The organism is Streptomyces kronopolitis (assembly GCF_014646275.1).
Classification (GTDB): Bacteria; Actinomycetota; Actinomycetes; order Streptomycetales; family Streptomycetaceae; genus Streptomyces; species Streptomyces kronopolitis.
This window is the reverse complement of the sequence record NZ_BMND01000010.1, coordinates 39470-57179: the sequence shown is the minus strand read 5'-3', so window position 1 is coordinate 57179 and position 17710 is coordinate 39470. Positions and strand designations below refer to the sequence as shown.

Sequence of the window (17710 nt, the reverse complement as noted above, 5' to 3'; positions counted from 1 at the left end):
TGTGCTTCATAGCGTGCGTCCCGGAAGCACGACGGCTTCCGTGACGGAAGGACCGATCCCATGGCGTCCCGCCCGCGCAGCGGCCGACTGCTGCGTACCCTGCTCGCCGCGCTCGTGGCGGCCTCGGTGGCCGTGCCCGTGTCCGGCGCGGCCCGCCCCGCGGCCGTCCCGGCGCCCGCGCCGGTGGCCCTCGCCCCGTTGCGGACCGCCGGGCCCGGCGCCCTCGCCGGGCGCTATGAGGTCAACCGGGCCGGCATCCGCGCGGCGGCCCGGATGGCCGAGGGCCACGGCGACCTGGCACGGGCCCGGGCGCTGCGCCGGATGGCGGGCCCCGAGCGGCAGTTCCTGTCCTTCGACGGCCGCGGCGGGGGCCGCACCGCCGAGGTCCTCGGCGATCTGGCGCGAGCCGAGCGGATCGCCGTCCTGGTACCGGGTTCGGACACCAACCTCGACACCTACGGGCGGTTCCTGAAGGGGGCGGCGGCGCTGCGGCGGACGCTGGACGCCCGCACCGCCGTGGTCGCCTGGCTCGGGTACCCGACGCCGGGCACGGTGAGCCCCGACGTGCTGACGACCGGGCTCGCCGACTCGGCCGCGCCGCAACTCCGCGCGTTCCTTGCCGACATGGCGGCGCTGCGGCCCGCGGCCCGGATCTCGGTGCTGTGCCACTCCTACGGGTCGGTGGTCTGCGGCCGCGCCGCGCCGGGGCTGCCGGTGACCAACCTCGTGCTGTACGGCAGCCCCGGCGCCGGGGCCGAGAGCGCCTCCGCCCTGCGCACCCGGGCAACCATCTGGGCCGGCCGGGGCGCGGACGACTGGATCGCCCATGTGCCGCACGGCCGGCTGCGGCTGCCCTTCGCCACCCTCGGGTTGGGCACCGACCCGATGTCGGATGCCTTCGGGGCGCGGGTCTTCGCGGCCGGGGACGGCGGCCACAGCGACTACCTCGCGCCCGGGTCCGTCGCCCTGCGCAACATCGCCCGGATCGTCTCGGGCCGGACACCGACCGAGGGACACCGTGATGCGTGAACTCGCCCGGCGGATCGCCGCCGCCACCCCGGAGGGCCGCGACCGCGGCGTCGACGCCCTGCGAGCGCTCGCCATCCTGGGGGTGGTGCTCGGACACTGGCTGGTGACCGCCCTGGTCACGGACAGCGGCGCGGTGCACGGTGCCAGCCCGCTGCGCTCGATGCCGCAGCTGACGCCCGTCTCCTGGGTCTTCCAGACCCTGGCGGTCTTCTTCCTCGTCGGCGGCCGGGTGGCGGCGCGCGGTCATGCCTCGGCCCGCGCCCGGGGCGAGAGCTACCGGCGGTGGCTCGGCGCCCGTACGGCCCGGCTGTCGCGGCCGGTTGCGGCGGTGCTGGTGCTCTGGGGTGTGGTGGCCCTCGCCCTGCTGGCCTCCGGGGCCGGGGTGGGGACCGTCGCCACCCTGGGGACCCTGGTGCGCTCCCCGCTCTGGTTCCTGCTGGTGTTCACCGCGCTGACGGCGGCGACCCCGCTGGTCGCCCGGCTGCACCCGCTGTGGCCGCTGGCCGTCGTCCTCCATGTCGATCTGTTCCGCTTCGGGTTGGGCGGTCCGGAGTGGCTCGGCTGGCTCAATGTGCCGGCGGGCTGGCTGGTTCCGTACTGCCTGGGCGCGGCCTGGGCACGCGGCCGGCTGGCCGGCCGCTCGACCGGCTGGACGCTGCTGCTCGGTGGCGGCGCCGCCACCGCCGCACTCGTCGGGTGGGCCGGGTATCCGGCTGCCATGGTCGGGGTGCCGGGCGCCGCGATATCCAACCTCAACCCGCCCACCCTCGCGGTCGTCACCTTCGGCCTGGCCCAGTGCGGGGCGGCCCTGCTGCTGCTCGGTCCGCTGCGGCGGGTGCTGCGGCGCCCCCTGGTCTGGGCGCCGGTGGCGCTGCTGAACCTCGCGGCGATGACGGTCTTCCTGTGGCACCAGACGGCGATGATGGCCGTCACCGCGCTCGGCCTGCTCGCCGGCCACCCGCTCCCCGGCCTGCACACCGCCCCCGACGGCGCGGCATGGGTCCTCGCCCGGCTGGCCTGGCTACCGGTGTTCGGACTGGCCCTGCTGGTGTGCCTGGCCGCCTTCCGTGCCTACGAGCAGGGCCGCACGGGGCGGCACGGGCGCTCCCGACGGGCGTCCGGCCGGCGCCCCGCCCTGCCGGGGGCGACCCGTCGTGTCTAGGGTGGTGCACATGGTCACGGGGGGCGGGACGGGCGGGCAACCGCGGCTGCGGGCGGCGCTGTTGGCGCTGCCGCGTACGCTGCGCGACGATCTGTGGACGGTGGCGGCCGATCCGCTGCCGAGGATGCGGGGTCCCCGTCTGTTCGCCCGGCTGCCGCATGTGCTGATCGGCGTCCTCGTCTATGCGACGACCATCCTCACCACGGACTACCTCATTCATCTTTACGGGCTGGCGACGGGCCTGGCGCTGCTGCTCGCGCTGTGCCAGTCCCTGGCGCTGTTCGGGGCCATGTTCCGTCCGATACCGGCCTGGTGGGTGTCGACGGCGGCGATGGTGGTCGCGGCGCGGGCCGCGGGGGACGGGTTCCCCGGGGCGGAGCCCTTCCCCTGGACCGAACCGGGTCTCCTCGCGCAGGCCGCGACGATATTCCTGCTGGCGCTGCGGGTACGCCCGCGAGTCGCGGCCGAGGCGCTGGGGCTCCATGTGCTGGCCGGGCTGTCCTGTCTGGCGTTCCTCGGCCCGGGCCACTACCAGAACGCGACGCAGGCGGTCCCGCTGCTGATCATCGCGGCGGTGCTGGGGGCCGCGCTGCGCGGCCGCCGGGTGGCCCGCAACCAACTCGTCGAGCAGGAGGAGCTGACCGCCGAGGAGCGGGCCCGGCGCACCCTGCTGGAGGAGCGCCACCGCATCGCCCGGGAGCTGCACGACGTGGTCGCCCACCACATGTCGGTGATCTCCATCCAGGCGCAGGTCGCACCCCATCTCGTCGCGAACCCCACCGACGAGCTGACGGAGAACCTCGCGGGCATCCGCGCGAATGCCGTCGACGCGCTGCGCGAACTCCGCCGCGTACTGGGCGTGTTGCGCTCCGAAGACCTCGCGGCGGACGGCGTGCGGCACGCCCCGCAGCCCACCCTGGACCGGCTGGACGAACTGCTCGACAACGTACGGACGGCCGGACTGACCGTCACCACCGAGACCACCGGCGAGCCGCACGCGCTGTCGCCGGGGGCCGAGCTGTCGGCGTTCCGCATCGTCCAGGAGGCGCTGAGCAACGCGATGCGGCACGCGCCCGGCGCAGCGGTGCGGGTGCGGCTCGGCTACGCGCCCGACGCTCTCACCCTCCACGTCACCAACACCGCGCCAGTCGGGCCCGCCCCGCCCTCCCCCGGCTCCGGACACGGGCTGCTGGGCATGCGCGAACGCACCGCGATGCTCGGCGGCGAACTGGCCGCCGGCCCCACCCCGGACGGCGGCTACGAGGTCGCCGCCCTGCTGCCCGCCCCCGCGAGACAACCGGCCGAGACCGGCGAGGACACCCCATGACGACCATCCGCGTGCTGATCGCCGACGACCAGATGATGGTCCGCCAGGGATTCACCGTGCTGCTCAACGCCGAACCCGGGATCGAGGTCGTCGGCCAGGCCGTGGACGGCCTCGACGCCCTCGACAAGGTCGCCGAACTCGCCCCGGACGTCGTCCTGATGGACGTCCGGATGCCCCGGCTCGGCGGCATCGAGGCCACCCGCCGCCTCACCGAACCGGCCGGCGCCACCGTCAAGGTCCTCGTCCTGACCACCTTCGACCTCGACGAGTACGTCTACGAGGCGCTGCGGGCGGGCGCGTCCGGCTTCCTGCTCAAGGACGCCTCGGCGGCCGAACTCGCCCAGGCGGTACGGGTGGTGGCGGCCGGCGACGCCCTGCTCGCCCCGAACGTCACCAAGCGCCTGATAGCCGAGTTCTCCCGGGTGACCAGCACCCCGCGCACCCCGCTCAAGGACCGGGTGGGCACCCTGACGGAACGGGAGACCGAGGTCCTGTCACTGATCGCCCAGGGCCTGTCGAACGGGGAGATCGCGGAGCGGCTGGTGGTCGCGGAACAGACCGTGAAGAGCCACGTCGGCCGCATCCTGGTCAAGCTGGGCCTGCGCGACCGGACCCAGGCCGCCGTCTTCGCCTACGAGACGGGCCTGATCCGCCCCTCCGGCTACTGACCCCGGCCACGGCACGGCACCGCCACCGTTCCACCACCCACACCCTCGACAAGCGACCGCCCCTCCGCCAACCCGCCGACGCCGGACGCTACTGCACCTCACTACACCTCCTTGAACGGCCCCTCGTCGAGGAACCTGCGCAGATTCCGGGCGAAGGACCGTGCCTCCCCCTCCGGCCAGGAACGCAGGGACTCCTCGATACGCGCGGCGAGGCGCTCGCGCATCAGCGCCACCGTCTCGGTGCCCTGCTCGGTGAGGGCCAGCAGGACGGCCCGCCGGTCGTCGGGGTCCGGCGCCCGCCGCACGAGACCGGCCGCCTCCAGACGTGAGGCGCGCCGACTGACACCGGACCGGTCCAGGCCCACCTCCCCGGCCAGCTCGGCGGCGCTACAGGGCCCCGTCCTGGCCAGTCCGCTCAGCACCGGATAGGTGACCTCGTCGACACCCTCGCCGATGTTCTCGGTCAGGGCTTGGTACAGGTTGGCCCGCAGGGTGCGCTTGAGCAGATCGCCCAGGGCTTCGGCGACCGCGTGACCCATCTCGTTCTCCATACCCCCAGGATAGCGTGCGCCACGCACACATCTGGTGTACCTTCTCCTTATGCGTGCGCAACGCACGCAACACCGTAGAGTCATCCCCACGGACGGAGCACACCCATGCGTCACACCACCATCACCCCCGCCCTCACCGACCTCCTCTTCACCCCGGAACTCGACCTCCAGGAGGCCGTCGACCGGCACTTCGCCCCCGACTACCGCCAGCGCACGGACGGCGAGTGGGCCGACCGCGCCGAGTTCACCGAGCACATCGCCCACCTCCGCACGGTCGTGGCCGCAGGCTCCATCGAGGTCCGCGAAGAGCTGACCGACGGGAAGCTCTACGCCGACCGCCACCTCGTACAGGTCACCAAGAACGACGGCTCCACCGTCCGCACCGAGGTCTACGTCTTCGCCGAGTTCGCCCCCGACGGCCGCTTCCGCCGCATCGAGGAGACCACACTGATGCTGGAGGGCACCGAAGCAGACCGAAACCTGGGAAGCGCCCGCTGAGACGGTTCCGCCCCAACACCCCACCCCCTAGAAGCACTTCCTAGGCCACGGCATGGAACAGGGCCGCCGCCTCACCCCGTGACTCGACGCCCAGTTTGGTGAGGATCTTCGCGACGTGGAACTTCACCGTCGACTCGCTGATGTGCAGCTCCTGCGCGATCGCCCGGTTGCGGTGCCCGAGCGCCAGCCGCGCCAGCACCTGGAGTTCCCGCTCCCCCAGCGCGGTGAGCGGGTCGGGGGACGGGTCCTGGGACACCCGCAGCGGGATCGTCGCCGACACCGTGGTCCCCCACCCGGGTACGGCATCGACGTCCAGCCGCCCGTTCAGCACCTCGAGTCGCCCGGCGATCCCGCCGTCGGCCAGGCCGCCGTGGGTGAGGGCGCCGGACCCGTCATCGCGCACCGTCGCGCGCAGTGCGTCGTCGGTGATCTGCCAGCCGACGTGGACCCGGCTCACCGCCTCCTGCTCCAGAACCTTCAGCAGCAGCGTCCGGACGATGACCCGCGCGGTGTGTGCCACGTCGGCGGCCACCGTCCGCGCGGAGTCGGGGGCGCCCAACTCCAGCCGCACGGGGCTGTATCGCACCAGCGGCCGCAGGGAGTCGGCGAGCCGGGCGAAGGCCTGGCAGGCCGGTTCCTCGGCGATCTCCTGGTCCCGTTCCGCCTCCGCACGCAGCTCGACCAGGGCCGAGACCGCGAGATCCGTGGCGGTGGCACGGGCCGCCGCGTCATCGAGGGTGCGACTGCGCAGGACGCCCAGCACTCCCGTGAGCGCGGCCGCGTAGGCCTCGCCCAGCTCCGCGATGACCCGGGCCCGGGTGCCTGCGGCGGTCCGTGAGCGGGCCAGCGCACCGGGCAGAGCCTCGGCCGCCAACCGGTCGAAGTGGCTGGTGACCACGTCCCACAACGCCTGCACAAGGGCGGCTGCGGGGGCGTCGACAGCGTCGGCATCCGCGTCCCGCACCAGCAGCAGGACGGCGCCCCGGATCGTGGCACGGCTCGTCACGGCGAGGACGGGCCACTCGGATCCGGCGAGGGCGAGGGTGCCTTGCCACGGGCGGCCCGGGATGCCGGAGGCGAGCAGCGGCGCCAAGTGGGCGGTGGTCAGCCGGCCGCTGAGCTCGGCGTCGCCATACGTCTTGAACGGCGAGTGTGCGCAGTGCGTGGAGAGTTCCGCGGCCGCCCGGTGCGGCACCAGCTCGGCCAGGACGGCGGACAGCCGGGGCAGGATCTCGCCCAGGGGCTGGCGGATCACCTCGTAGGCGGCGGTCAGGGCGGGCACGGATCCGGTCAACTCCATGTGCCTGAGCGTAGCCAGCGGCACCCCGGCCGGTACTGGCCTTTCGGCCAGGCCGGACTGTCCCGATGGCGGGCGCCGCGCCTCATGTCGGCGACGAAGCTGAAACCGCCGGCCCCGCCCCTCTGCGGAACTGGACACCCCCTCCACCTCATCTGCCTCGCCCACCCCATCCACTCCATGCATTTCACGCCATGAACAGGGAGACCGATATGCGAGCGATCCTCTACAACGAATTCGGCGGTCCCGAGGTGCTCACTCTCGGGCACACCGACAAGCCGGTGCCCGGACCGGGGCAAGTACGCGTGAAGGTGGTGGCAGCCGGCGTCAATCCACTGGACCACAAGCGGCGTTACGGGTGGGTGGAGCAGTTCTACCCGACGACGTTCCCCGCCGTGCCGGGGCTGGAGTTCGCCGGGGTGGTGGACGCACTCGGCGAAGAGGGCGGCACCGGCCCGATCCCCGGGGAAACCCTCGCCGTCGGCGACGAGGTCTTCGGCTGGTCCAGCACCGGTTCCTACGCGGAGTACGCCCTCGCGGGCGATATCGTGCGCAAGCCCGCCGCGCTCTCCTTCGACGCCGCAGCGACCCTGCCGGTGGCCGGTGAGACGGCGCAGCGGGTCCTCGGCCTGCTGGGGCTGAAGGAGGGCGAGACCCTGCTGCTGCACGGCGCGGCCGGCGCCGTCGGCCAGGTCGCGACCCAGCTCGCGGTGGCGGCCGGCGCCGTGGTCGTGGGCACGGCGTCCCCGGCCAATCACGACTTCCTGCGCTCGCTGGGCGCGATCCCGGTGGCGTACGGGGCGGGCCTTGCCGACCGGGTCCGGGCCGCCGCCCCGCAAGGCATCGACGCGGTCTTCGACTCGGCCGGACAGGACGCGCTGCCGGTTTCGATCGCCCTGCTCGGCGGGACGACCGACCGCATCGTCACCATCGCCGACATGCACGCCGCCGATCACGGTGTGGTCTTCTCCGCGGGCGGCACATCGCCGGAGGAGGTCCGGTCAGTGATGGCCGTCCATGCCCGACTGGCGGTTGAGGGGAGGCTCGCCGTACCCGTCGTCGAGACGTTCGCACTCGCCGACGCCGCGAAGGCACAGGAGTTGAGCGAGGCGGGGCATGTGCGAGGAAAGCTGATCATCAAGGTCTGAGCCGCGCAGCGGTCCGCGACTGCGATCCGAGAAGCAGTACCTACAGCCCGAACGAGTCCGCCAGGGTATCGATCTGGGCGGCGAGCAGCGTCGGTGCACGGTGGCCCATCCCGGTGTACTGGCCGGAGACCTCCAAGCTGACCGTGCCGTGCAGTTGTGACCAGGCCAGGACCGTGCCGGCGAGGGCGATGCCTGCCGCCTCGTCCTGCGGTGGCAGTCCGGTGTGGTGTGCGACCCAGTCGGCGATGTTCTCGTCCTCGCGGACCCAGGCGGTCATTTCGGCGACGACCGGCCGCAGCGGTTCGCTGGGTGTGCCTGCCGCGAACACCGTGAGGAACGGGCCCAGGGCGGCCCGCGCGCGCAGCAGGGTGTCGGGCGGGGCGGCGTAGCCGGGGAGCGGGGTGCCCTGGATCAGGAGGTAGCGGTGCGGCTGGGCGACGGCCCAGCTCCGGTAGGCGTCAGCCAGGGCGTGCAGGGCGGCCCGCGCGTCCCCGGCGGGTGCCGCGCCGCCGACCTGCTCGGTGACCTGCGCGACCTCGTCATAGGCGTCCCGGATCAGCTCGCCCAGCAGATCGTCCCGGCCCGCGAAGTAGCGGTAGAGGGCCGGCCCGGAGAGTCCCATGTCCTTGGCGATCCGGGTGAGCGCCACGGCCTGGACGCCGCCCTCGGCGAGCTGCTGCAGCGCGGCCGCCTTGATCTCCGCGCGGTTCTGCTCGCGGTAGCGCGCCCGGGGGCTTCGTACCTCGGCGGCCATGTTCTCCTCCTGCGTCGCGGCGGCGTGGGACGGCGAGTGTGAGCCGCCCTCGCACATCGTATCCACCACCCCTCTTGCGATGCACCATCACGAGAGTTATGGTCTCTAACAGAAGCAAGGAGGGGCAACGGAAACCCGCTGCACCGCCCCTCCCCCGCCTTCACCCGCTCCTCGTTCGGCGCCACCCGCCGCTCCACAGAGAAGGAACTCGCCATGTCTGCTGCCGCACGCCGTCTCCACGTCGTCCTGGGCGCCGGTCCGGCCGGCACCACGCTCGCCGCCGAACTCGTCCGCCGGGGGCACGCCGTCCGGCTGGTCAGCCGCTCGGTGCCGGAGAACGCCGCCGAGGGCGTGGAGTGCCGGGCCGCCGATGTGAGCACCGCCGAGGGGGCACTGGCCGCCGTCGAGGGCGCGGACGTCGTCTACCACTGCGTGAATGTCGCCTATCACCTGCAGGTCGAGGTCATGCCCCGGGTCCAGGAGGCGGTGCTGGCCGCCGTCGCGACCACCGGGGCGCGGCTGGTCGTCCTGGACACGCTGTACCCCTACGGCCGCACGCACGGCGAGGTGATGACCGAGGACAGCCCCTGGCAGGCGACGAGCCGTAAGGGCGTGATGCGGGCGCGGCTGGACGAGGCCTATCTCGCCGCCCACCGCGCCGGGCGGGCCCGGGTCGTCCTCGGCCGGGCGGCCGACTTCGTCGGGCCCGGCGTGCTCAACTCGACGCTCGGCGGCACGGTGTTCCCGCCCGCACTGACCGGCGGCGAGGTCCTCGGGCTGGGCGACATCGACCTCCCGCACAGCTACACGGCCATCCAGGACGTGGCGAGGGGACTGGCCACGCTCGGCGAGGACCCGTCGGGCGACGGCCGGGTGTGGCATCTGCCGACCGCGCCCGCCCGCACCACCCGCGAGATCCACGCGATGATCGAGGAGCGGGTGGGCCGTCCCCTGGAGCGGGTGATCCTCGCCGAGCCGCGCCCCTTCGGCCCGTTCGACGAGACCTTCATGGACGAGTACGCGGAGATGTTCTACCAGCACACCGAGCCGCAGATCGTGGACTCCTCGGCGTTCGCCCGGACCTTCGGCATCCGCCCGACTCCGCTGGAGACCACGCTGGACACCACACTCGACTGGTACCGCGCGCTGCTGGCGGGCACGCGGAACTGACCGACGAAGAGCGCCCGTTGGCACCCCCGGGCCAACGGACGCCCCCCGCACCGGAGGCCGACGCGCGATGCGTCGGCCTCCGGTCACCGCGAGGCGGTCAGGACGCGCGGGGCGGCGTGGCCGACCAGGCGGTCACGGACAGGGACCCGCCGTCGACGTCGTTGGCGAAGGGCAGGATGCCGTGGGCGTTGCCGCCCGTCGGGGAGACCTGGAGGTACTTGGCCTTCGCGGACGGTCCGGCGTGCGACCAGACGAGATCGGCGTAGGCGCTCTTGCCCGGCTTGAGCGTGACGCGGTGGGCGCCCGGGTCCTTGGCGAAGTAGGTGTCACCGCGGTGCACCTTGGTCTTGATCGCCGAGTGCCCGGCGCCCTCCAGCGCCAGCCCCGGGTAGCCGGATATCGCGCAGTTGGTCTTGCCGGTGTTGGTCACCTTCAGGTAGGTGCCCTCGTGGCTCATCCCGGCCTGGCCCGAACCCGCGGTGGTGGTCGTGACCTTCAGCGTCCCCGGAGCGCACGCACCGGCGGCCGCCGCACCCGATCCGCCGGTGCCTGCCGCGGTGGCGATGCCCGCACTCGCCCCCGCGGCCAGCACGACAGCGGCGGTGGTGGTGACAGCGGTACGCAGACCACGGATGGTCATCAGTCATCAACTCCCTCTTCTCCGGTATCCGGAGATGGTGGTGTTCTCACCCACCCGGTCCCGCGCGGCGCCGGCGGTGCGCCCGCGGAGCACCGGGCAGGGTGCTCCGCGGGCGCCACCACAGGACCGTCGGTCCCGGCGGTGGGTTGTTCGATTCCGCGCCACCCACCTTGGGCGCTCCCACTGATGCCTCACTAACGCCTCACTAACGCCCGAAATGCACAAAGGGGCCGAGCAGGTCAGGGAGCGGCAGAACGGGTGCCGGGCCACGGAATCCGCAGGTGGTGTGCGGTGCGGTGCGGCCGGCCCGGCACGAGGCGGCTGAAGCCGGTCCGGACGGACGTGCGATGCTGGGGCACCGGGGATCATGGCAAGAAGTGGGAGCGTACGGCAGCGTGGTGGCAGCGATACGACGGGCTGGTACGAACACCTGGGACCGCTTCGCGGCGTCCGACCCGGGGCTGCTGCGGCTGATGGCGGGACTGCGGACGGTCGGGGCGATCGTGCTCACCCTCCTGGTCCTCGCACTGCTCGGCACCGGCACCCCCTTGATGGTCGCGGGCGCGATGGTGTCCATGGTGTCCACCTTTGCGATCAAGGAGAAGGAGGTCCGCGGCCAGGCGGTCACGCTGGCGCTCGGGCTCCCGGTCGCGCTCGCCGCGATGTCGCTGGGCGCGCTGCTGCACGCCCTGGTCGTCACCGGCGATGTGTTCTTCGTGCTGCTGATCTTCGGCGCCGTCTACTCCCGCCGCTTCGGCGACCGCGGCACCGCACTCGGCCTGATCGGGTTTCAGGTCTACTTCATCTCGCTGTTCGTGCACGCGAGCGTCGCCACCCTGCCGGTGCTGTATCTGACCCTGGCCGTGGCCTTCGGGTGCAGCGCCCTCGTCCGGTTCGCCGTCGTCCCGCAGACTCCGCAACGCACCCTGGGCCGGCTGCGCGAGGCCTTCCGGGCCCGCCTCGCCCAGCTGCTGGCCACCCAGCAGGAACTGCTGGACGTCGAACCCGACGAGCTGGACAAGGTCCTCGACGACCTGCGGCGGCACACCGCCCGGCTGCACGAGGCGGCCCTGATGATCCAGGGCCTGCTGGAGGAGGGAACGCGGGACGAGGCCGCGGCGGGACTGGTGCAGCGCCGCGTCGCGGAGGCCGAGATCGCCGCCGAGCGGCTGGGCATGCTGCTGCTCAACGCCCGCAGCGCCGGGCGCGCCGACACCCTCACCATGCATCTGCCGCATGCACCCGTGCCCGCCACCGGCACCCGCATACGCACCGAGGACGACGCGATCCGCACTCTGCGCCGGGACCTCAACGCCCTGCTCCTGCTGATCGCCCGGACCGTGCCCGGCGAGCGCGGCACCGCGCTCGCGCACGTCCGCAACCGGCTGCTCGGCTACCGGGACGAGGACAACCTCCCGCAGGCCTCCCCCGCCGTCCAGGACGTCTTCCGCGGACTCGGTGAGGCCGCCCGTTCCGTCCTGGGTCTGCGGCTGGCGCTGGACGGACCGCAGGACGAGTCGGACGACAGCCCGGCCACCACGCGCTCGCGCGAGGAGTTCGACGCCGAGGACCTGGCGATCGTCGTCGCCGAGGAGGCCGAGGAGCCGGCGGACGACCGCACCGGGCTGCAACGGCCCACCACCCGGGCCGCGTTCCAGGTCGCGGTGGGCTCCACGCTGGCCATGATCGGCGGCGAGTTCCTGTCCAGCCAGCGCTGGTACTGGGCCGTGCTGACCTGCTGGGTGGTCTTCCTCAACACCGCCTCCACCGGCGAGATCATGGTCAAGGGCTACCGCCGGCTGGTGGGCACGGTGCTCGGCGTGATCGCCGGTGTCGCGCTGGCCGGGCTCGTCGGCGACCACACCTGGCTCGCGTTCGCGCTGGTGCTGCTCTGCATCTTCGGGATGTTCTTCACCGCGCCGCTGTCCTACGCGCTGATGTCCTTCTTCGTCACCGCGATGCTCGGACTGCTCTACACCCTGCTCAACACCTACAGCCTCGATGTGCTGGTGCTGCGCATCGAGGAGACGGCGCTGGGCGCCGCCTGCGGGATCATCGGCGCGGTGCTGGTGCTGCCGGTGCACACCGACCGCCGCACCGACGAGCTGCTGGGCACGGTGCTGGTCCGCCTGCGGGACGTGGTGTCCGCCGCGGTGGAGCAGCTCAGCGGCGGGCCCGCCGTCGATCTGCTGGGCAAGGCCCGCGATCTGGACGAGGCGCTGGACGAGCTGCGCGCCTCCATCCAGCCGCTGACGCACCCGATCACACCGCTGCGGGTGCGGCGGCGGACCGCCCGCTATCTGGTGGCGCTCCTGGAGACCTCCGCCTACCACGCCCGTTCCCTGGCGGCGACCGCGGAACTCGTGCCGTTCAGCAGGACCATCGCGGCCGACCCACGCCTGGAGCGGGCCGGCCGGCGGATCGCGTACAACATCGATCTGATCGTGGCGCGGGTGCTGGAGGAGAGCACCGAGGGCGAGGTCCAGTCCGGTGCCAGCATCGCCGCGATGCTGGAGACGGCCGGCTCCGGCGCGCTGCAGTCGGGCACCGTCACCTTCCGCGTGCTGCGGCATCTCCAGCGCCTGGACGAGGGAGTGGTGGGTATCGCCCGCCCCCTGGACGTGCCGGTGGCCGGCCCCGGCGGCAAGGCCGCCTGAGCCGGCCGCGCACCGGAGCCGGTCAGCCGCCGACGTAGGCCGCGAGGTGCTCGCCGGTGAGGGTGGAGCGGGCGGCGACGAGGTCGGCGGGGGTGCCCTCGAAGACGATCCGGCCGCCGTCGTGGCCGGCGCCCGGGCCGAGGTCGATGATCCAGTCGGCGTGCGCCATCACCGCCTGGTGGTGTTCGACGACGATGACCGACCGGCCGGCGTCCACCAGCCGGTCGAGCAGGCCGAGCAGTTGCTCGACATCGGCGAGGTGCAGACCGGCGGTCGGCTCGTCGAGCACCAGGACGGCGCGGCCACCGCCCTTCTCCCCCATGTGCGTGGCCAGCTTGAGCCGCTGCCGCTCGCCGCCGGACAGCGTGGTGAGCGGCTGGCCCAGGCTGAGGTAGCCGAGCCCGACATCGGCAAGGCGGGCCAGGATGCGGTGCGCGGCCGGGGTGTGGGCCTCGCCGGAGCCGAAGAACTCCTCCGCCTCGGTCACCGGCATCGCCAGCACCTCGCTGATGTCCCGGCCGCCGAGGCGGTACTCCAGCACCGCCGGCTGGTACCGCTTCCCCTCGCACTCCTCGCAGGGGGTGGCGACGCCCGCCATCATCGCCAGGTCGGTGAAGACGACCCCGGCGCCGTTGCAGTGCGGGCAGGCGCCCTCGGAGTTGGCGCTGAACAGTGCCGGCTTGACGCCGTTGGCCTTCGCGAACGCCTTGCGGACCGGGTCGAGCAGTCCGGTGTAGGTGGCCGGGTTGCTCCGCCGCGAGCCGCGGATCGGGCTCTGGTCGACGGACACCACACTCGCGCCGTCGGCCCCCGGGCCCTGCACCAGCGACCCGTGCACGAGCGAGCTCTTGCCGGACCCGGCGACGCCGGTGACGACGGTGAGCACCCCGAGCGGCAGATCGACATCGACGCCCTGGAGGTTGTGCGTCCTGGCGTCGCGGATCTCCAGCGTGCCGGTGTGCTTGCGCACCGACTCCTTCAGGCGGGCCCGGTCGTCGAAGTGGCGGCCGGTGACGGTGCCACCGGAGCGCAGCCCCTCCACGGTGCCCTCGAAGCAGACCGTGCCGCCCGCCGGACCGGCACCGGGGCCGAGGTCGATGACGTGGTCGGCGATCGCGATCGTCTCCGGCTTGTGCTCGACGACGAGCACCGTGTTGCCCTTGTCCCGCAGCCGCAGCAGCAGGGCGTTCATCCGCTGGATGTCATGGGGGTGCAGGCCCGTGGTGGGCTCGTCGAAGACGTACGTGACGTCGGTGAGCGAGGAGCCGAGGTGGCGGATCATCTTGACGCGCTGTGCCTCGCCGCCCGACAGCGTCCCCGACGGCCGGTCGAGCGAGAGGTAGCCCAGTCCGATCTCCACGAACGAGTCGAGGGTCTGCTGGAGCGTCGCCAGCAGCGGCGCGACGGACGGTTCGGCCAGCCCGCGCACCCACTCGGCGAGGTCGCTGATCTGCCGTGCGCACGCGTCGGCGATGGTGATCCCGCCGAACCGCGAGGACCGGGCCGCCTCACTGAGCCGGGTGCCCTCGCACTCGGGGCAGGTGGTGAAGGTGACCGCCCGCTCCACGAATGCCCGGATGTGCGGCTGGAGCGCCTCCTTGTCCTTGGACAGGAAGGACTTCTGGATCTTGGGGATCAGCCCCTCGTAGGTGAGGTTCACCCCCTCGACCTTCACCTTGGTCGGCTCCCGGTAGAGGAAGTCCTGCATCTCCTTCTTGGTGTACTTGCGGATCGGCTTGTCGGGGTCGAGGAGGCCCGACTCGGCGTAGACCCGCACGGTCCAGAAGCTGTCCGACTTCCAGCCGGGGATGGTGAACGCGCCCTCGGCCAGCGACTTGGAGTCGTCGTAGAGCTGGGTGAGGTCGATGTCGGAGACCGCGCCCCGGCCCTCGCAGCGGGTGCACATGCCGCCGGTGCGGCTGAAGGTCTGCTTGACCGCCCTGGTCTTCGCCGCGCCGCGGTCGACCGTGATCGCGCCGCTCGCCCGGACCGAGGCGACGTTGAAGGCGAACGCGCTGGGCGGGCCGATGTGCGGCTGCCCGAGCCGGCTGAAGAGGATGCGCAGCATGGCGTTGGCGTCGGTGACGGTGCCGACCGTGGAGCGCGGGTCGGCGCCCAGGCGCTGCTGGTCGACGACGATCGCGGTGGTCAGCCCGTCGAGCACATCGACCTCGGGCCGCGCCAGGGTCGGCATGAAGCCCTGTATGAAGGCGCTGTAGGTCTCGTTGATCAGCCGCTGCGACTCCGCGGCGATCGTGCCGAACACCAGCGAGCTCTTGCCCGAGCCGGAGACCCCGGTCAGCACCGTCAGCCGGCGCTTGGGGATCTCGACGCTGACGTCCTTGAGGTTGTTCACGCGTGCGCCGTGCACGCGGATCAGATCGTGGCTGTCGGCTCCGTGCGGCGCGGGCGACTGGTCCGTCCCTGTGGCCATGCTCATCGTGTCCATCTGTGAGGCGGGGCCGTCTGCGCGGCCCCCGTCGGCGTCGCCCGGCTCGGTCCGACCGGCGTCGAGCAGGAGAGCCGGCGCTCCTCGGCCGGCGCGATCGCGGCAACGGTACGCCGTCCGGGCGACCGGCGGTATCGGCCGGACGGCCGCGATGCGCTCCCCGCCGGCCGTGCGGCGGCGGAGACCTACGCCTGCGGGTCCTGGAGCAGCCCGAGGACGTTGCCGTCGGGGTCGGTGAACGTGGCCACCAGGCGGCCGCCGCCGACATCGCGGGCGGGGTCCTTCAGCGTGCCGCCCGCGGCGGTCACCTCGGCCAGCTTCGCCTCGATGTCCGGCACGTGCCAGTAGGCCACCGGTGCGGCCATGCCCTGCGCCGCACCGCCCGGCACCAGCCCGATGTGCTGGCCCGCCACGTCGAAGCCGACGTAGTAGGACTCGTCGGCCTGCGGCGGTGCGCCGAGCAGGGCGGTGTACACCTCCTTGGCCGCCGCCAGGTCGGACACGGGGTGCAGCACGGTCTTGATCCCCTGGGTGGACGAGCCGGTCATGGTGGTCCCTCCTGACGTCATGGGTGGTGCCCCTGCCGTCACGGTAGCCGCGGCCCGGGGAGTCCGCGCTTCCCCGTCCCGTCGGGCCGGGTCAGGCGCCTGCCGCGGCCGGGGCCGTGCCGCCCGCGCCGGAGCGGCACGCGGGGTGCCCCCAGCCCTCGTCGTTCTTGGCGATCTGCTCGCCCGCCGCGTAGGAGCGCCCGCAGCGGCAGCGCCCGGGGAACTTGGCCTTCAGCGTGCGCGCCGTCTTGCCCGCGCCGCGCCGCTGCGGCGACGAGGCCGCCCCCGCCGTGGCGCCGGAGGCACCGCGGCGGGCGCCGGCGGGCCGCGCGGCAGCCGTGGCGGCCGGCGGCTGCGGGGAGCCGAGGTCGCTGCCGGCGGCCTCCTGGACGACCGCCGCCTGGCTCGCGGCCCGGTCGGCGAAGTCGTTCAGCGGATCGCCGTCGACCTGGTGCGCGGGCACATACCGGAACTCCACGGACCGGCCGGTGAGCAGCTCGTCGATGCGCATCACCAGGTCCTGGTTGGCCACCGGCTTGCCCGCGGCCGTCTTCCAGCCCTTGCGCTTCCAGCCGGGCAGCCAGGTTGTGACGGCCTTCATCGCGTACTGGGAGTCCATCCGGACCTCCAGCGGTACGGATGAGTCGGTGGCGGTCAGCAGCCGCTCCAGCGCCGTGAGCTCGGCGACGTTGTTGGTCGCGGTGCCCAGCGGGCCGGCCTCCCACCGCACGACGGTGTCCGTACCGTCGGCGACGACCCAGGCCCAGCCCGCCGGCCCGGGGTTTCCTTTCGACGCGCCGTCACAAGCGGCACTCACGCGTTCAGCCATGCGCGCGATCATGCCAGGCGGCGGTGCGCCGGGGCCAAGCGGCCACGGACCGCCGGCGGCGGGAGCGGCGGGAGCGCCGGCGGTGGCCCGGGGCGGCCCCCCGCCGCCGGTGCCGCAAGGTCAGTTTCCGGCCGACTTCTCCGGACGGAGTTCGCTCGGCCGCACGATGACGAAGCCCTCGCCGTCCAGCCGGAGCTGCACGGCCTCGCCGGAGCCGCCGCGGAGCATCGAGCCGAGGCTCTGCGAACGGTGCAGCCCGGTACGCAGCGCGCTGCTCCAGCCCACCACGGCGTCGGTGTCGACGAAGACCGGAGACTGCGGCGAGACGGGTATGACGACGGGGTTGCCCTCACACATCACACCCAGCTTGCCCTGGCCGCTGAAGACCGAGTTGAAGAGCCCGCCGCCGATCATGCCGGCGCCCTTGACGATCTCGATCTCGTAGGAGAGGGACGCGTCGAAGCACAGCACGTTGCGGCCGTTGATGGTCAGGCCGTCGCCGGCGGCGAGGTCGACGATGAAGCAGTTGGCGGCCTCGTGCGCGAACCACACCTCGCCCCGGCCCCGGACGGCCATCAGCGCCAGCCCCTCGCCGGTGACCGCGCGCTTGAGGAACTTTCCGACGCCCTGCCCCTTCTTCTCGAAGTGCAGATCGCCGCGGTAGGCGATCATCGAACCCTGTCTCGCGTAACACTCCCCGTCCAGCGCGTATTTGAGCGACTTCGCGTTCTGCTGCACCATGCCGGGGGCGGTCGCCTGCGTCGCCATGTTCTCGGCGGCAAAGAGGTCACTGTTCATGACGGGCATGCTAGAGCGGGGGCCGGCCCGGCGGTCCGGAAGTCCTCCGGCGGCTGCCGGAGGCCCCCTGGTGGTCCGCCGGCGGTCCGGATCGCCGGTCCGTCGAGGCGGCTGAAACCGGATCATGCCTTCCCTGGCTTGTAAACAATGGGACACAAGAACACTCAAATTAGGTAAACCACAGC

General features: G+C 72.9%; 16 protein-coding genes. 8 read left to right on the top strand and 8 right to left on the bottom strand.

The window, feature by feature from the left end; all coding sequences use genetic code 11:
- The first annotated feature begins 60 nt into the window (after positions 1-60).
- The 4 genes from IEY78_RS13900 to IEY78_RS13885 are packed head-to-tail and all read left to right on the top strand — an operon-like array spanning position 61 to position 4186.
- Positions 61-1029: an alpha/beta hydrolase gene (locus IEY78_RS13900; protein ID WP_189098027.1), complete on the top strand. Its 969-nt coding sequence runs from the start codon at positions 61-63 to the stop codon at positions 1027-1029.
- Positions 1022-2191 (top strand): acyltransferase family protein, encoded by a 1170-nt coding sequence (locus IEY78_RS13895; protein ID WP_189098026.1) that lies wholly within the window; start codon positions 1022-1024, stop codon positions 2189-2191. Before IEY78_RS13900 ends, IEY78_RS13895 begins: the two co-directional genes overlap by 8 nt.
- A gap of 10 nt (positions 2192-2201) precedes the next feature.
- A complete protein-coding gene (locus IEY78_RS13890) occupies positions 2202-3518 on the top strand; it encodes a sensor histidine kinase (protein WP_189098024.1) in 1317 nt (438 codons plus the stop codon).
- Positions 3515-4186: a response regulator gene (locus IEY78_RS13885; RefSeq protein WP_189098022.1), complete on the top strand. Its 672-nt coding sequence runs from the start codon at positions 3515-3517 to the stop codon at positions 4184-4186. The genes IEY78_RS13890 and IEY78_RS13885 overlap by 4 nt, the downstream gene beginning before the upstream one ends.
- Positions 4187-4287: 101 nt before the next feature.
- On the opposite strand, the gene IEY78_RS13880 is transcribed toward IEY78_RS13885, so the two are convergent.
- Positions 4288-4737 (bottom strand): MarR family winged helix-turn-helix transcriptional regulator, encoded by a 450-nt coding sequence (locus IEY78_RS13880; RefSeq protein ID WP_189098020.1) that lies wholly within the window; start codon positions 4735-4737, stop codon positions 4288-4290.
- 105 nt (positions 4738-4842) lie between these two features.
- Between IEY78_RS13880 and IEY78_RS13875 the strand changes: the two genes are divergently transcribed.
- Entirely contained in the window at positions 4843-5235 is a 393-nt protein-coding gene (locus IEY78_RS13875; protein WP_189098018.1) for a nuclear transport factor 2 family protein, read from the top strand.
- A gap of 40 nt (positions 5236-5275) precedes the next feature.
- Here IEY78_RS13875 and IEY78_RS13870 read toward each other — a convergent pair whose 3' ends face one another.
- Entirely contained in the window at positions 5276-6535 is a 1260-nt protein-coding gene (locus IEY78_RS13870; RefSeq protein ID WP_189098016.1) for a LuxR C-terminal-related transcriptional regulator, read from the bottom strand.
- Positions 6536-6744: 209 nt separating this feature from the next.
- On the opposite strand from IEY78_RS13870, the gene IEY78_RS13865 reads away from it, so the two are divergent.
- Positions 6745-7680, top strand: coding sequence for an NADP-dependent oxidoreductase (locus IEY78_RS13865; RefSeq protein WP_189098014.1), 936 nt, complete (start codon positions 6745-6747; stop codon positions 7678-7680).
- Positions 7681-7720: 40 nt separating this feature from the next.
- Here the strand turns inward: IEY78_RS13865 and IEY78_RS13860 are convergent, their stop codons facing one another.
- On the bottom strand, positions 7721-8434 hold the full coding sequence (locus IEY78_RS13860; protein WP_189098012.1) for a TetR/AcrR family transcriptional regulator: 714 nt from the start codon (positions 8432-8434) through the stop codon (positions 7721-7723).
- Between the two features lie 213 nt (positions 8435-8647).
- Here IEY78_RS13860 and IEY78_RS13855 point away from each other — a divergent pair, with 213 nt between their 5' ends.
- Positions 8648-9604: an NAD-dependent epimerase/dehydratase family protein gene (locus IEY78_RS13855; protein WP_189098010.1), complete on the top strand. Its 957-nt coding sequence runs from the start codon at positions 8648-8650 to the stop codon at positions 9602-9604.
- Positions 9605-9701: 97 nt separating this feature from the next.
- On the opposite strand, the gene IEY78_RS13850 is transcribed toward IEY78_RS13855, so the two are convergent.
- Positions 9702-10244 (bottom strand): DUF4232 domain-containing protein, encoded by a 543-nt coding sequence (locus tag IEY78_RS13850; protein ID WP_189098008.1) that lies wholly within the window; start codon positions 10242-10244, stop codon positions 9702-9704.
- Positions 10245-10717: 473 nt separating this feature from the next.
- Between IEY78_RS13850 and IEY78_RS13845 the strand changes: the two genes are divergently transcribed.
- Complete coding sequence (locus IEY78_RS13845; protein WP_189098178.1) at positions 10718-12901, top strand: FUSC family protein; 2184 nt, start codon at positions 10718-10720, stop codon at positions 12899-12901.
- Between the two features lie 22 nt (positions 12902-12923).
- On the opposite strand, the gene IEY78_RS13840 is transcribed toward IEY78_RS13845, so the two are convergent.
- From IEY78_RS13840 to IEY78_RS13825, 4 genes are all read right to left on the bottom strand, one after another.
- Positions 12924-15341 (bottom strand): excinuclease ABC subunit UvrA, encoded by a 2418-nt coding sequence (locus IEY78_RS13840; RefSeq protein WP_189098006.1) that lies wholly within the window; start codon positions 15339-15341, stop codon positions 12924-12926.
- A gap of 194 nt (positions 15342-15535) precedes the next feature.
- Entirely contained in the window at positions 15536-15898 is a 363-nt protein-coding gene (locus IEY78_RS13835) for a VOC family protein (protein ID WP_189098004.1), read from the bottom strand.
- A gap of 91 nt (positions 15899-15989) precedes the next feature.
- Positions 15990-16739 (bottom strand): ribonuclease H family protein, encoded by a 750-nt coding sequence (locus IEY78_RS13830; RefSeq protein ID WP_189098002.1) that lies wholly within the window; start codon positions 16737-16739, stop codon positions 15990-15992.
- Between the two features lie 108 nt (positions 16740-16847).
- Complete coding sequence (locus tag IEY78_RS13825; protein ID WP_189098000.1) at positions 16848-17525, bottom strand: AIM24 family protein; 678 nt, start codon at positions 17523-17525, stop codon at positions 16848-16850.
- Between the last annotated feature and the right edge of the window lie 185 nt (positions 17526-17710).

Excerpts from the sequence above, each read along its gene's own strand:
- IEY78_RS13900 (WP_189098027.1), top strand. The coding sequence starts at position 61 with ATGGCGTCCCGCCCGCGCAGCGGCCGACTGCTGCGTACCCTGCTCGCC.
- IEY78_RS13895 (WP_189098026.1), top strand. The coding sequence starts at position 1,022 with ATGCGTGAACTCGCCCGGCGGATCGCCGCCGCCACCCCGGAGGGCCGC.
- IEY78_RS13890 (WP_189098024.1), top strand. The coding sequence starts at position 2,202 with ATGGTCACGGGGGGCGGGACGGGCGGGCAACCGCGGCTGCGGGCGGCG.
- IEY78_RS13885 (WP_189098022.1), top strand. The coding sequence starts at position 3,515 with ATGACGACCATCCGCGTGCTGATCGCCGACGACCAGATGATGGTCCGC.
- IEY78_RS13880 (WP_189098020.1), bottom strand. The coding sequence starts at position 4,737 with ATGGAGAACGAGATGGGTCACGCGGTCGCCGAAGCCCTGGGCGATCTG.
- IEY78_RS13875 (WP_189098018.1), top strand. The coding sequence starts at position 4,843 with ATGCGTCACACCACCATCACCCCCGCCCTCACCGACCTCCTCTTCACC.
- IEY78_RS13870 (WP_189098016.1), bottom strand. The coding sequence starts at position 6,535 with ATGGAGTTGACCGGATCCGTGCCCGCCCTGACCGCCGCCTACGAGGTG.
- IEY78_RS13865 (WP_189098014.1), top strand. The coding sequence starts at position 6,745 with ATGCGAGCGATCCTCTACAACGAATTCGGCGGTCCCGAGGTGCTCACT.
- IEY78_RS13860 (WP_189098012.1), bottom strand. The coding sequence starts at position 8,434 with ATGGCCGCCGAGGTACGAAGCCCCCGGGCGCGCTACCGCGAGCAGAAC.
- IEY78_RS13855 (WP_189098010.1), top strand. The coding sequence starts at position 8,648 with ATGTCTGCTGCCGCACGCCGTCTCCACGTCGTCCTGGGCGCCGGTCCG.
- IEY78_RS13850 (WP_189098008.1), bottom strand. The coding sequence starts at position 10,244 with ATGACCATCCGTGGTCTGCGTACCGCTGTCACCACCACCGCCGCTGTC.
- IEY78_RS13845 (WP_189098178.1), top strand. The coding sequence starts at position 10,718 with ATGGCGGGACTGCGGACGGTCGGGGCGATCGTGCTCACCCTCCTGGTC.
- IEY78_RS13840 (WP_189098006.1), bottom strand. The coding sequence starts at position 15,341 with ATGAGCATGGCCACAGGGACGGACCAGTCGCCCGCGCCGCACGGAGCC.
- IEY78_RS13835 (WP_189098004.1), bottom strand. The coding sequence starts at position 15,898 with ATGACCGGCTCGTCCACCCAGGGGATCAAGACCGTGCTGCACCCCGTG.
- IEY78_RS13830 (WP_189098002.1), bottom strand. The coding sequence starts at position 16,739 with ATGATCGCGCGCATGGCTGAACGCGTGAGTGCCGCTTGTGACGGCGCG.
- IEY78_RS13825 (WP_189098000.1), bottom strand. The coding sequence starts at position 17,525 with ATGAACAGTGACCTCTTTGCCGCCGAGAACATGGCGACGCAGGCGACC.